This is a genomic window from Nonomuraea wenchangensis (assembly GCF_900111685.1).
GTDB classification, from domain to species: domain Bacteria; phylum Actinomycetota; class Actinomycetes; order Streptosporangiales; family Streptosporangiaceae; genus Nonomuraea; species Nonomuraea wenchangensis.
The window spans coordinates 175,432-187,965 of sequence record NZ_FOHX01000017.1 but is presented as its reverse complement, the minus strand read 5'-3'; the positions used below and the strand labels follow the sequence as shown (position 1 = coordinate 187,965).

10 protein-coding genes are annotated in these 12,534 nt (G+C 69.1%); 8 read left to right on the top strand and 2 right to left on the bottom strand.

Annotated features, from left to right (window positions below; translation table 11 throughout):
- Positions 1–190: 190 nt before the first annotated feature.
- A complete protein-coding gene (acs, locus tag BMW85_RS37895) occupies positions 191–2,164 on the bottom strand; it encodes an acetate--CoA ligase (RefSeq protein WP_091091473.1) in 1,974 nt (657 codons plus the stop codon).
- Positions 2,165–2,608: 444 nt separating this feature from the next.
- Here acs and BMW85_RS37890 point away from each other — a divergent pair, with 444 nt between their 5' ends.
- The 8 genes from BMW85_RS37890 to BMW85_RS52385 all read left to right on the top strand — a co-directional run bounded on the left by BMW85_RS37890 (position 2,609) and on the right by BMW85_RS52385 (position 10,955).
- Positions 2,609–3,388 (top strand): Fic family protein, encoded by a 780-nt coding sequence (locus tag BMW85_RS37890; protein WP_091091620.1) that lies wholly within the window; start codon positions 2,609–2,611, stop codon positions 3,386–3,388.
- Positions 3,389–4,216: 828 nt separating this feature from the next.
- Positions 4,217–5,266 carry a septum site-determining protein Ssd gene (ssd, locus tag BMW85_RS37885; protein WP_091091470.1) on the top strand — a complete coding sequence of 350 codons (1,050 nt, stop codon included), beginning with the start codon at positions 4,217–4,219 and terminating at the stop codon, positions 5,264–5,266.
- 217 nt (positions 5,267–5,483) lie between these two features.
- Positions 5,484–6,704: a TadA family conjugal transfer-associated ATPase gene (locus tag BMW85_RS37880; RefSeq protein WP_245775301.1), complete on the top strand. Its 1,221-nt coding sequence runs from the start codon at positions 5,484–5,486 to the stop codon at positions 6,702–6,704.
- Positions 6,705–6,743: 39 nt separating this feature from the next.
- Positions 6,744–7,457 (top strand): type II secretion system F family protein, encoded by a 714-nt coding sequence (locus BMW85_RS37875; RefSeq protein WP_245775291.1) that lies wholly within the window; start codon positions 6,744–6,746, stop codon positions 7,455–7,457.
- A 565-nt stretch (positions 7,458–8,022) separates the two neighbouring features.
- Positions 8,023–8,871, top strand: a complete 849-nt coding sequence (locus tag BMW85_RS37870; protein ID WP_245775290.1) for a type II secretion system F family protein — start codon at positions 8,023–8,025, stop codon at positions 8,869–8,871.
- A 518-nt stretch (positions 8,872–9,389) separates the two neighbouring features.
- Positions 9,390–9,902, top strand: coding sequence for a DUF4244 domain-containing protein (locus BMW85_RS52390; RefSeq protein ID WP_342743482.1), 513 nt, complete (start codon positions 9,390–9,392; stop codon positions 9,900–9,902).
- On the top strand, positions 9,899–10,273 hold the full coding sequence (locus BMW85_RS52155; RefSeq protein WP_281249657.1) for a TadE family type IV pilus minor pilin: 375 nt from the start codon (positions 9,899–9,901) through the stop codon (positions 10,271–10,273). The genes BMW85_RS52390 and BMW85_RS52155 overlap by 4 nt, the downstream gene beginning before the upstream one ends.
- Before the next feature lie 58 nt (positions 10,274–10,331).
- Entirely contained in the window at positions 10,332–10,955 is a 624-nt protein-coding gene (locus tag BMW85_RS52385; protein ID WP_342743481.1) for an Rv3654c family TadE-like protein, read from the top strand.
- Between the two features lie 278 nt (positions 10,956–11,233).
- Here the strand turns inward: BMW85_RS52385 and BMW85_RS37850 are convergent, their stop codons facing one another.
- Entirely contained in the window at positions 11,234–11,791 is a 558-nt protein-coding gene (locus tag BMW85_RS37850; protein WP_091091456.1) for a GNAT family N-acetyltransferase, read from the bottom strand.
- Positions 11,792–12,534 lie beyond the last annotated feature (743 nt).

The following is a 12,534-nucleotide window of genomic DNA, read 5'->3' as shown; positions in this document are numbered from 1 at the left end:
GGGAGGTGCGGCGGCACCACCGCGCCAGTGGGGGCCCGTTCGCGCCGCCGAACACGCCGAGGAACTTCCCAAGGACGAGCCGCGCTATCACTCCCAGATCTACCCGATCGGAGAACATAGCGCCGACACAGAAGGGGCGCACGTCAACTGTGTGTGACATGCGCCCCTTCTGCGGTGGTCGTGGCGTGCGTCAGTCGTCCGACTTGGCGGACGGCAGCTTCTCCGCGATGAGGTTCATGACCGTGCTGTCGGCGAGCGTGGTGACGTCGCCGATGCTGCGGTTCTCGGCCACGTCGCGCAGGAGACGGCGCATGATCTTGCCGGACCGGGTCTTGGGCAGCTCGGGCACCACCAGGATCTGCCGCGGCTTGGCGATCGGGCCGAGCGTCTTGGCCACGTGGTTGCGCAACTCGGACGCGATGTCGTCGCTCTCCTCCGCGCCGCCGCGCAGGATCACGAACGACACGATGGCCTGACCCGTCACCGGGTCCGTCGCGCCCACGACCGCCGCCTCGGCCACCTTCGGGTGGCTGACCAGCGCGCTCTCCACCTCCGTGGTGGAGATGTTGTGCCCGGAGACCAGCATGACGTCGTCGACCCGGCCGAGCAGCCAGAGGTCGCCGTCCTCGTCCTTCTTGGCGCCGTCGCCGGGGAAGTACATGCCCTCGAAACGGCTCCAGTAGGTGTCGATGTAGCGCTGGTCGTCGCCCCAGATCGTGCGGAGCATGGACGGCCACGGCTCGCGTACGACGAGGAAGCCGCCCCCGCCGTTCTGGACGCTGTTGCCCTGGTCGTCCACCACGTCGGCGGCGATTCCGGGCAGCGGGCGCATCGCGGCGCCCGGCTTGGCGGCCGTGATGCCCGGCAGCGGGCTGATCATGATGGCGCCGGTCTCGGTCTGCCACCACGTGTCGACCACCGGGCAGCGGTCGCCGCCGATGTGCTCGCGGTACCAGACGTACGCCTCGGGGTTGATCGGCTCGCCGACCGAGCCCAGGACCCGCAGGCTGGACATGTCGTACTTGGCGGGGATGTCGTCGCCCCACTTCATGAACGTCCGGATCGCCGTCGGCGCCGTGTAGAGGATCGTGACCTTGTACTTCTGCACGATCTCCCAGAACCGGCCGCGGTGCGGCGTGTCCGGAGTGCCCTCGTAGATGACGCTCGTCGCGCCGTTGGCCAGCGGGCCGTAGACGATGTAGGAGTGGCCGGTGACCCAGCCGATGTCCGCCGTGCACCAGTAGATGTCGGTCTCGGGCTTGAGGTCGAAGACCGCGTGGTGCGTCCAGGCCGTCTGCGTCAGATAGCCGCCGGTCGTGTGCAGGATGCCCTTGGGCTTACCCGTGGTGCCGCTGGTGTAGAGGATGTACAGCGGGTCCTCGGCGTCGTTCGGCTGCGGGGTGTGCTCGTCGCTCTGGCGGTCGACCACGTCGTGCCACCACAGGTCCTTGTCGCCGAACGCGACGTCCTGGCCGGTGCGCCGGACCACGAGGACGTTCTCGACCTGCGGGCACTCGGCGACGGCCTCGTCCACGGTCGGCTTGAGCGCGCTCGGCTTGCCCCGGCGGTAGCCGCCGTCCGCCGTGATCACCAGCTTGGCGTCGGCGTCGTCGATGCGGCTCTTCAGCGCCGTCGCGGAGAACCCGCCGAACACCACCGAGTGCACCGCGCCGATGCGGGCGCAGGCCAGCATCGCGATCGGCAGCTCGGGGATCATCGGCATGTAGATCGCGACCCGGTCGCCCTTGCCCACGCCCAGCTCGGCCAGCGCGTTGGCCGCCTTGCTGACCTCGGTCTTCAGGTCGTTGTAGGTGAGGACGCGGGTGTCGTCCTCCGGCTCGCCCTCCCAGTAGTAGGCGACCTTGTCGCCCCGGCCCTCCTCGACGTGGCGGTCCACGCAGTTGTAGGCCACGTTGAGCTCCCCGCCGATGAACCACTTGGCGAAGGGGGGATTCCACTCCAGGGTCCTGTCCCACCGCTTGGCCCACGTCAGCCGCTCGGCCGCGTGCTCCCAGAAGGAGAGACTGTCGGCGGCGGCCTCGTCGTACGCGGCGGCGGTCACGTTCGCGGACGCCGCGAGGTCGGCCGGAGGTGCGAACCGGCGGTTCTCCTGCAGCAGATTGGACAGCGCCTGGGGCTCGTTGCCAGGGGTCTCCGGGGCCACCTCGTGCTCCTTCTATGGCCAGGTTGGATAGGTCATGTCCCACTTCACCAGCTCACGACCCTCGCACACAAGAGGTCTAGACAGGTCTGTACCTCGGGGCTCGGGGGCGGGGGCTCGGTTATCAGGGGCACTTACCTTCGCAATTGAAATGTTGTCATCCTGAAATCCAGAGAATATGGGAGTGGGGGGCGGCGGGTTTATGGGCCCCCCGGGGTAGGGGGTTTGGGGGCGTACGCTAAAGGGGGTGCGGTGGCCCTCCTGGACGCTCTGCGTGACCCTTTGCGAAGGCGGCACACTCGAACCCTTTCGCCGGGCGGCGGGGCTCCGGTCCCGGCCCGCGGACTCGTCGGCGGCTTCGGAACCGCCTGAGACCCACCCATCCCGGCACCCTTCACCCCCTGCCTTGCCGCAGGTGGACCGTACCGCCCGGTAGGGTCAGTGCTCGTGAGTGACCCTTTGGCCGTCATCGCGACCTTCCCCGGCGTACAGGAGGCCGTGGACGAGGCCCGTCAGTCCGTCGACCGGCTGTACCGCCACCGCGTGCTCCGCCGTGCCAGCCCGGCCGTCTCCACGGAGTCGTCCCTGCGCGGCGCCCGTGCCTCGGCCGCGATCGAGGGCGCGGACGTCCCCCTGGACGCCCTGCGCCGTGACGAGATCCACGACCCGCTGGTCCAGGGCGCCCTCCGCGCGTCCGCGGAGATGGGCAGGCTGGGGCCGACCTGGCGCCGCGCCCCCCGGCAGGTCCTCGCCCGCCTGCACACGGTCGCCGCCGCCGGCCTCGCCCCTGAGGACGCCCTGGGTCGTCCCAGGTCGGAAGGCGACGTGCCCGACCCGTTCGGCCTCGGCCCGGCCCCGGACGCCAAGGAGACGGCCGTACGCATGGACGGCCTCATGGACCTCCTCGAACGCCCCACGAAGGCTCCCGCGATCGTGCTGGCGGCCGTGGTGCACGCCGAGCTGGCGGTGTTGCGGCCGTTCGGCGTCGTGGACGGCGTGGTGGCGCGCTCGGCCGAGCGGCTGACCCTGGTCGAGTACGGGCTGGACCCGAAGTCGCTGGTGGCCGTGGAGGTGGGGCATCACGAGCTGCCGTACGCGGAGGCGCTGCGGTCGTACCTGAGCGGCACCCCGGAGGGCGTCGCCCAGTGGGTACAGCACTGTGCCTCCGCGGTAAGCCTCGGCGTCCGCGAGACGACCGCCATCTGCGAGGCCATGCAAAGAGGCTGACCGGCCCGCGCCGGGCGGCCGACCGTAACGCGCTCCGCCTGCGAAGGACCTGGTAAGACGTCCTACCGACATAGCTGACGGCGTCTCAATACTGAGACGCCGTCTGCCAGTGCATCACGCCGGGTTACCAAGCGTGCACCTGTATCCGTCGGAGCGGGTCAAGCCCGTCACGACGCGCCTCCCGCGGCTGGTCGCGCGTGGGTGCCCGACTAGATGCACCCGGACCAGTGGTCCGTAACACCTTTCTACGACGGATTCGCCCTGCTGGGAACCCCTCGGGCCAAGACCTTTACCTGTCCGGGCGCCGACCCGCGCCTACGCCCCCTCCCGCCCGCGCCGGAGCCTCCCTGCCGCCAGGCGAGCCGGCCTCGGCGATCACTCTCCGTGATCTTCTTTATGTGATCGTTATCAGTTCCGGAAAAAACTTGGCGAAAATGCGAGATTACTGCTCGACGAAACTCGATCGGATCGGGCAGCATACGTTGGTATCGCCCAGGAACTGGAGCGCACTTGCGCGGGATGGCTTTGCAAGTCCCTTGCCAGGCTGCGGTGAAGTGATGAAAGCTTTCTTCTGAAACGGGACCGGCTCTACCCCCCCGGAGCCGGACCGATCAGGCGACCCCCGCTCTCCCCCCCGGCGGGGGTCGCCCCTTTTCTCCCGTCTCAGCCGCGTCTCCGGCCCCTTCGCGCTTCACAGGCTTCTGGCGTGCTTCTCCACAGGCCCGCGCATGCGAAGCCGGCTCATCCACAGAACCCCGTTCGGCCCCTCGCCGCACTCGCCCTCGGCCCCACCCTGGACCTCCCACCACCCACGAACGGGAGGCCCAGATGCACCGCCCCTTGGTCATCACCGACGACCCCGCCCTGCTCGACGACCTGGTCCGCATAGCGGCGGCAGCCGGGGCCCAGCTCGACGTGGCCCAGCTCCCCGCCCACGCCCGCCCGCACTGGAACCTCGCCCCGCTCGTGGCCATAGGCGCAGACCAGGCGGACGCCGTGGCCGCGACCGCGCCCCCACCCCGCGACCAGGTCCTCCTCGTCACCCGCACCCCCGACGACCCCGACACCTGGCGAAGATGCGTCGCGGCGGGCGCCCAGGCAGTCGTCACCCTCCCCGGCGACGAACGCCACCTCGTCGACCGCTTCGCCGACGCCATGGAGCCGGAGCCCCGCTCGGGCCCGGTGATCTGCGTACTGGGCGGGCGGGGCGGGGTGGGCGCGAGCGTCCTGTCGGCCTGCCTCGCCCTCCACGCCTCCGGCGGCGCCCAACTCCGCACCCTCCTCGTGGACGCCGATCCGCTGGGCGGCGGCATCGACGCGCTGCTGGGCCACGAGGAAGCGCCGGGAGCCCGATGGGGCGACCTCGTCGCCAGAGAGGGCCGGATCAGCAGCAGCGCCCTCCAGAAGGCCCTGCCCGCGTTCGGCGACCTCGCGATCCTCTCGTTCCACAGGGGCGAGGCGGCCCCGATCCCCGCCCAGGCCATGCGCTCGGTCCTCGACGCCGGTCAGCGGGGCTTCGACCTGGTGGTAGTGGACCTCCCACGCCACCTCGACCCGGCCGCCGCCGAAGCCCTCACCAGGGCGAAGACCACCCTGCTGGTGGCCGCGGCGGACGTACGCGGCATCCTCTCCGCGCGCCAGGTCCTGGGCGGAGCCGGCAAGCACACGACAGACCTCCGCACGGTCCTCCGCCCGGGCATCGTGGACGCCGACACCGCCGTCACCTCCCTCGGCATTCCCTACGCGGGCACCCTCCCCGACCAGCCCCGGCTCACCGCCACCCTCAACCGCGGCGAACTCCCCAAACTGGGCCCCCGCACCGCCCTGGGCACCCTCTGCGCCTCCCTCCTCCAAGACCTCCTCGCAACCACCTCCTGAACCCGCCCGAAGCCGCACTTCCACCCACCTAAGAGGCACCCACATGTCACCGCCCCACCCCCGCCGAACAGGCACCCACATGCCACCACCCCATCCCGACGAGCCCGCACCGCCGCCCATGAACACCCCGCTCACCACCATCCCGCTCACCACCATCCCGCTCACCACCACCGCCCTCCCATCCGGCAGAACTTCACCCGGCAGAACTTCACCCGGAATGGCCACCACCTGGCCGGCCACGCCTCCGCCCGCGGCACCCCCACCATCCGTGTCCCCCGAACTCGTCGAGGCCGTCCGCGTACGCCTCGCTCGCACCGGCGCCGAACCCAGTGCCGCCCAGGTCGCCGTTGCCCTGCGGGCGGAGAAGGCGGTCTACGGCGACGCCGAGATCCTCGCCGTCGCCCGCGCCCTCTGCGCGGACCTGATCGGGGCCGGCCCCTTGGAGCCGCTCCTCGCCCGCCCGGACGTCACAGACGTCCTCGTCAACGGCCCGGACGAGGTGTGGGTGGACGACGGCACCGGCCTCAGCCGCACCCCCATCCGCTTCACCGACGACGCCGCCGTACGCCGCCTCGCCCAGCGTCTCGCCGCCGCCGCGGGCAGACGCCTGGACGACGCCTCCCCTTACGTGGACGCGAGACTTGCGGGAGGCGTACGCCTGCACGCCGTGCTCCCGCCCATCGCCCCTGAAGGCACCTGCCTGTCCCTACGCCTGCCGCCACGCCGTACGTTCACCCTGCACGACCTCGTCACAGCGGGCACGATCACCCAGCCGGCCGTCGCCATGCTCACGGCGATGGTGTCCGCCAGGCTGGCCTTCCTGGTGACCGGCGGCACCGGCACAGGCAAGACGACCCTGCTCTCGGGACTCCTCTCCCTGGCCGACCCGGGCGAACGCCTCCTCCTCGTGGAGGACTCGGCCGAACTCCGCCCCTTTCACCCTCACGTGGTCCGCCTCGAAACCCGTCCACCCAACCTGGAGGGCGCCGGCGGCGTCAGCCTGCGCGACCTGGTACGCCAGGCCCTGCGCATGCGTCCCGACCGCCTCGTGGTAGGCGAGGTCAGGGGTGCCGAGGTCGTGGACCTGCTCGCCGCACTCAACACGGGCCACGAGGGCGGATGCGGCACGCTGCACGCGAACACCGCGGCCGACGTACCGCCCCGGCTGGAAGCCTTGGGCTGCGCCGCCGGACTAAGCCGCGAAGCCGTCCACAGCCAACTGGCCGCCGCCCTGGACGCCGTCATCCACCTGACCCGCGACCGCCACAACGGCCGAAGACGCATCGCCGAGATCTGCCTGCTCACCCGGACATCCACAGGCTTCGTCGAGTCCGTCCCAGCCGTGACGTTCGACCCGTCCGGCGACACCCACCTCGGCCCCGGTTACGAAGCCTTCACTCACGCCGTACGTCCCGCCCACCACCCGGCGGGCGCATAGGCGCACCCCTCACCCCTGACCCTGTGAAGGAGGAAAACCGTGCCGACCGTCGTCTGGCTGGCCGCGTTGTCCACAGGCTTCGCCGTCTGGCTGTGGACAACTCCCGCCACCGCCGCAACGCGCCTGGCCAAGCTCACAGCGTCCGCCAAATCACGACAATCCCGTCCTTTCCGGGCTCTCCTCCGCGCTCCACAAAGCCCGAAACGTCGTACCGAAGCCTGGAGACTGGCCTCCATCGAGCTCTGCCAGGCCCTCTCCGCCGAACTATCCACAGGCCGCACCCCGGGTGAGGCTCTGACCAGGGCGATGTCGGCGATCACCGTCCCCGATCCCGATCTCCTGCGCCCGATCCTCGCCGCGGCGAGAGACGGCGGCGACGTCCCGGCGGCCCTCACGAACGCGGCCCCGCCACAGGGCGGCGAGGGACTGCGCCAACTGGCGGCCTGCTGGCAGGTGAGCACCACCGCGGGAGCCGGCCTCGCCGCCCTGGCTGACCGCGTCGCCGCCACGTTACGCACAGCCCAGCTCCACAGCCAGGACGTGGCCGCCCAACTCGCGGGCCCACGAACCACGGCCAGAATGCTCGCCGTCCTCCCCGTGCTGGGCCTCCTCATGGCCGCCACGCTGAACATGCATCCCCTGCGTTTCCTGCTCGGCAGCCTCCCAGGCGCCGCCTGCCTGGCAACCGGCATCGCCCTGAACGCCTGCGGCCTGTGGTGGACCCACAGCATGTCCACCGAAGCCGAACGCTGACAACCACCCCCACTCAACACCCAGCAGCCGGCCACCTACCTCCCTCTCATCCACAGCCCTCCGGGTACTCCCAGCTGCCGCGGCCCCTCCAACACCCGAACCAGAACCAACCACACCCTGCTAAGCCGATCGCGCCCCCGCCACGTGGTCGGTCATTGTGGGTCGACCGCACCACCGCCACGCAGTCGGTCACTGCGGGTCGACCGCACCACCGCCGCGTGGGTTGGGTCATCCTGGGCCGATCGCGTCGCTGCCTCGCGGGTTGGGTTCACCGTGGGCGATCGCGCCACCGCCACGCGGCCGCGCCACCGCCACGCGGCCGCGCCACCGCCACGCGGCCGCGCCACCGCCACGAACCGACCGCGCCACCACGAACCGACCGCGCCATCACCAAGCGGCCGGAGCACCGTGGGCCGATGGCGTGGCCGTCGAGCGATCGGAGCATCGCGAGCCGATCGCGCAACTCGGACCTCCACGCCATCGGGTCCATCGACCAGTCGCCCGCACGCCCTCGACCGACGGGACCACCCCATTGCTCCCTTTGCTGTCCGCGCTATGCGCCGCCATGGCCGTCTGGCTCTGGCTCCCCGCACACACGCCCAAGGAACGCCTGACCCGCCTGAAGCCACCCATGAGCCCAGGCGACCAGCGAAGCCTGAACCTGTCCCCAGGCCTTGACCACCGCCGACGTCCGAATTCCAAATCCCAAGCCCAAACAGCGGTGCTCGATCCCGTAACCACCACACACCCTGCCGACACCGACCCGCCGCCCCCAGCCTGGCTGGACCAGCTCAGCAAACACCCTCGTCCGCGTGTCACCGGAAAGACCATTCTCATCGCGACATCGGCGGGCCTGGCGATCGCCGTCCTGATCGGCGGCGCCATCGGTGTGGCCGTAGGACTTCTCGTAACTCCCACTGCCGGCATCTACCTGCACAAAAGACAACCCACGTGGTCACAACAAGACCAGCAGCAGATCCTGACCGATCTCCCCTTCGCCGCCGACCTGATGACCGCCTGCCTCCTGGCGGGATGCCCGGTCAGCTCCGCCACCGAGATCGCCGCCGACGCGATAGGCGGTCCTCTCGGCCGGCGCCTCGCCTGGGTGAGCACTCAACTGCGCCTCGGCGCGGACGCAGAACCCACCTGGGCCCTCCTGTCGAAGGACCCGGCGTTAGGGCAGCTCTCCCGAACCATGATCAGAGCCACCCAAAGCGGCACCCCCGTAGCCGATGCCCTGACCCGCCTGGCGGACGACGCCCGCGACGCGTCCAGGGCCGCCGCGGCAGCGGCAGCGAGGCGCGTCGGGGTCAAGGCAGTGGCCCCTCTGGGCCTGTGCTTCCTCCCGGCGTTCGTCCTCCTGGGCATCGTCCCGGTGGTAGCCGACCTCGCCTCCGCCCTCGTCCTCCCGTAGCCATGTCGCGCCGCCCATCACCCCTCTAGGTCGCGCCGTAGCCATGCCACCCCGTAGTCACGTCAGTCACGTCATCGCCTAGGCACGTCACCCCCAGCTGGATGAACGTTGCTATGCCACCTGTCGCAATCAGGAACCCCCGGTAAGCAGGCCGCCTCCCGCAATCACGGCATAGCCACTCCACCTCCCATAGCCACGCAACCATGATCGGCAACCCGGCGATCCGCCTTGATCAGCACCGGGCCGCACCACGTCCACAGCACCCGCCACTACTGGGCAACATCACCACTGGACACCAGCACCACCACAAGGGACAGCCGCGTCGGCTTAGGTATCAGCACGTCACCCCGTCATCGGTCCTCACCCGGATTCCCCTGTTCGCGCCACTCCTGATCACCTCACACCCATCCGGCGCACTGTTATCCACAGAACGCCGCTCGGCGGCTTCCGCCGGCTCGATCTCGACGAACCTGTAGCTCGCCGGGCAGAACCGGCTCGACCAAGCACCTGGAGGCACAATGCACAGCCCCGCCCCCGCACGGGACGCCACCACGTCCACCCCAGAAGCCGCCACCACTCCGCCCCCGCCCACCACCGCCCTGAAGCGAAACCACGGCGACATCACTCAGCCTTCGACCAGCCGCTTCACTCCCCGGACAAGCCGTGTCCTCGCAGCCCACCACGACACCACGATCACAGCCCCGACATCCCCTGTGCGTGAAGCCCCGGCGCCCGGACATGCGGCAGCCGAGACGGACAACCGCCAGGCGCCCTCGGCCAACGGCGCGGGCACTGTCGGCCACAGGACACGCGCGAAAAGCCCGAGGCACCCGAGCCCCCACCCCCGCTCCAACAAATGGCTGCACTACGCGGCCACCAACCGCGAGCGCGGCATGTCCACTGCCGAATACGCCGTAGGTACCATCGCGGCCTGCGCGTTCGCGGCGCTCCTTATGAAGATCGTCAGCGGCACGGAGATCGCGGAACTGCTCACCGGCATCATCAGCCGAGCACTCAACACGGACGCATGATTTTCAGCCCGGGGCGGCCTCCACGAGGCGCTTCGGCAACGCGAGGCTCGGTGACCGCTGAGACCGCCGCCGTGCTTCCGGCGCTGATGATCGTCCTGGCAGCCGGTCTATGGGCCATCCAGTCCGTCGCCGTCCAGCTCGAATGCGTGGATGCGGCTCGCGCCGCGGCCCGAGCCGCCGCAAGAGGCGAGCCATTGGAGAAGGTCCGCGCGGTAGCCATCACGGCCACGAGCCCGGACGCGCAAGTAGACATCATCCGTGACCCGGAGACGACGAAAGTTCAGATCGCCGTTCAAGTGAGACCAGCATGGGGTTCGGCATTCCCGCCCGTACGCGTATCCGCCTCAGCCTTCGCCGACACAGAGCCGTAGCCGAGATCCATCGCATCTTGTCGCACGCATTGCCGCATCGTCGCGACCACGGGGCCAGGTGACGTGCGCCAACGTCATCACTCCGCCTGGTGGTGAAGCACGCCGCCACGGCCCCGTGGTCCCTGCTGTGCGGCGCAAGTCAGCCGAGCCGAGGAGGGCGTCATCGCCTCCGCTGAAAGACATCAAGCACGAGTCGCGGCTGAAGGGAAGCCAGGTGCAAGGAGTGGTTCGAGAACGGGCACATGACGGACGACGTTCGCCGCAGTCCTGCCGGCGAAGGCGCGCACAGTTCGATGCGCATCGGCGGCTGTGGGTGGTGACACGAGGGGATGGTGCCGATGCCGGCGAACGTGGTTCCGCCACCCTCTGGGGTGTGGCCCTGATGGGGCTCTTGATGGCCGTGGCCACGGCTTTCGCCACGGTGGGCACCGCGCGGGTGGCTCGCCACCGTGTGAATGACGCGGCCGACCTCAGCGCTTTGGCGGCAGCCCGGCTCGCGCTGCTCGATCCCCAGGAGGCGTGCGCCAGAGCCGGCGCGCTGGCGGCCGACAACGGTGTCGAGATGACGCGATGCGAGATCAGCGGCGAGGTGGCCGATGTCTGGACCACTCTGTCGATCTCGCTACCGGTCGTAGGCACCAGGATTGTCACGGGCAGAGCCCGAGCCGGCCCGGCTAAGTAGCCCGGCCCTGCGGGATGAGGACCGCGGATCGGTCAATGCAGGCGGACTCTGGCGATACCAGCGCTCTGAGCGAGGGGTACACGCGTCGAGTCGGTGTGGTGGTGAACGAGGACCCGAGCCGATTGGATCAACCAGGCTCTGATCGATTAGTGCATGAAGACGAGATCGAGCTCGTACGGCAGTTGGTGGCCTGGGAAGCACGAGAAGCCGGGTCGCCTGTCTGAGGGCCGTCGCGTTGAGGACGGGGGTCTTGAAGACAGATGTGTTGATGATCGGGATCAGACTCGGAACTTGGACAAGGGGGCCGTGCAGAGAGTCTGCTCGGCGTCGAACTCCTCGAATGTGCTGACAGGGCGGAAGCCAAGGCGGGCGGCGAGTTTCAGAGATCGTTGGTTCGCCGTCTGGGTCACGATCAGGACTGGCTGGTCGGGGAGTTCGTCAGCCGCGGCGCGCAACACGACCGTCGCGGCCTCGTACGCGAATCCCGCGCCCCACGCACTGCGCCGCAATACGTAGCCCAGTTCCAGTTCCTCGCCGTCCTTATTGACATGTCCGGGGCGATCGGCCGACCGGCGGGCGAGCATCAATGTTCCGACAAGCCGGTTCGTCGTGTTGTCGGCGATGACGAAATTGCCAGGTCTGGGGGTCGAGTTCGCGATGATGGTATCGAAGTGCTGCTCGACCTCGCTCCGAGGGCGGGGACCACCGAGGTATGCCTGAACTTCGGGGTCGGTCATGAGCTCGATGAGATCTTCGCGGTCGGCGCGGTGCACTTTGCGGAGCACGAGTCGTTCGGACGTGACTTCCGTGGCGGACAGCGTGGGTGATGGGCTCATGAGCTTGTGATCATAGACCTCGCAGCACTCTCGGGCGCTGGGGTGGCTGCGCTCGTCCGCGTCCCTGCCGGTGGCGTGGACGTGCGCCTGGTCGGTTCCCAGACGTTGCCATCGGTTCGCGGGCGCGCGGTGGCGCTATTGGCCAAATCATCAGCTATGGGGGCACGAAAAGCGTAATCCCGGATATTGGTGGTTTTCCTTTTGGGTGTGTGGATGGGTGGTCGGGTTTTGTTGACAAGTATTTCGTCGTAAAGATCAGCGTGGTGTCGGTTCTCCTGGATGAGTGCTGCAGGGTGGTGTGCGGAGATATGGGACATGCTCATAAGGCGGTTTTGGTGGTGCTGAGATGGGTGCAGCCGGTGGTGTGAGGTGTGGCTTGTAAGGAGGGTTTGCTGGTGGTGGCGTACGTGGTGAAGAAAAGTGGTTTTTGGGGTTTGTGGGGCTAGGTCGCAATCAAGTCACGACTTCTTGGACTCGGTGTCCAAGAGTCCGCTTGCTCACGTAACGTTCCGCTTACCCGCGGTCCATGCCGTTCTTGATGAAGGATCTGGGAGAGCCAGAACGGAGTCGCTAGCGTGCGGGCCAGGGGCGGTCGGTGACCGTATCGCCGGGCGAACTGCACTTCCGGTCGTCGCTCGACTCGCTCTTCGCGAGTGGGCCGGGTGGCGCGAGTCTCTCGATGGAGGGAAGCGTCGTGACGGTAGTTGGCAGAGTGGTGGCCGCGGGGATCGTCGCGGTGGGGT

Bases quoted from the DNA above. Each gene is read 5' to 3' on its own strand.
- BMW85_RS52390 (WP_342743482.1), top strand. From the start codon at position 9,390: ATGCACAGCCCCGCCCCCGCACGGGACGCCACCACGTCCACCCCAGAA.
- BMW85_RS52155 (WP_281249657.1), top strand. From the start codon at position 9,899: ATGATTTTCAGCCCGGGGCGGCCTCCACGAGGCGCTTCGGCAACGCGA.
- BMW85_RS37850 (WP_091091456.1), bottom strand. From the start codon at position 11,791: ATGAGCCCATCACCCACGCTGTCCGCCACGGAAGTCACGTCCGAACGA.
- ssd (WP_091091470.1), top strand. From the start codon at position 4,217: ATGCACCGCCCCTTGGTCATCACCGACGACCCCGCCCTGCTCGACGAC.
- BMW85_RS37870 (WP_245775290.1), top strand. From the start codon at position 8,023: ATGGCCGTCTGGCTCTGGCTCCCCGCACACACGCCCAAGGAACGCCTG.
- BMW85_RS37880 (WP_245775301.1), top strand. From the start codon at position 5,484: ATGGCCACCACCTGGCCGGCCACGCCTCCGCCCGCGGCACCCCCACCA.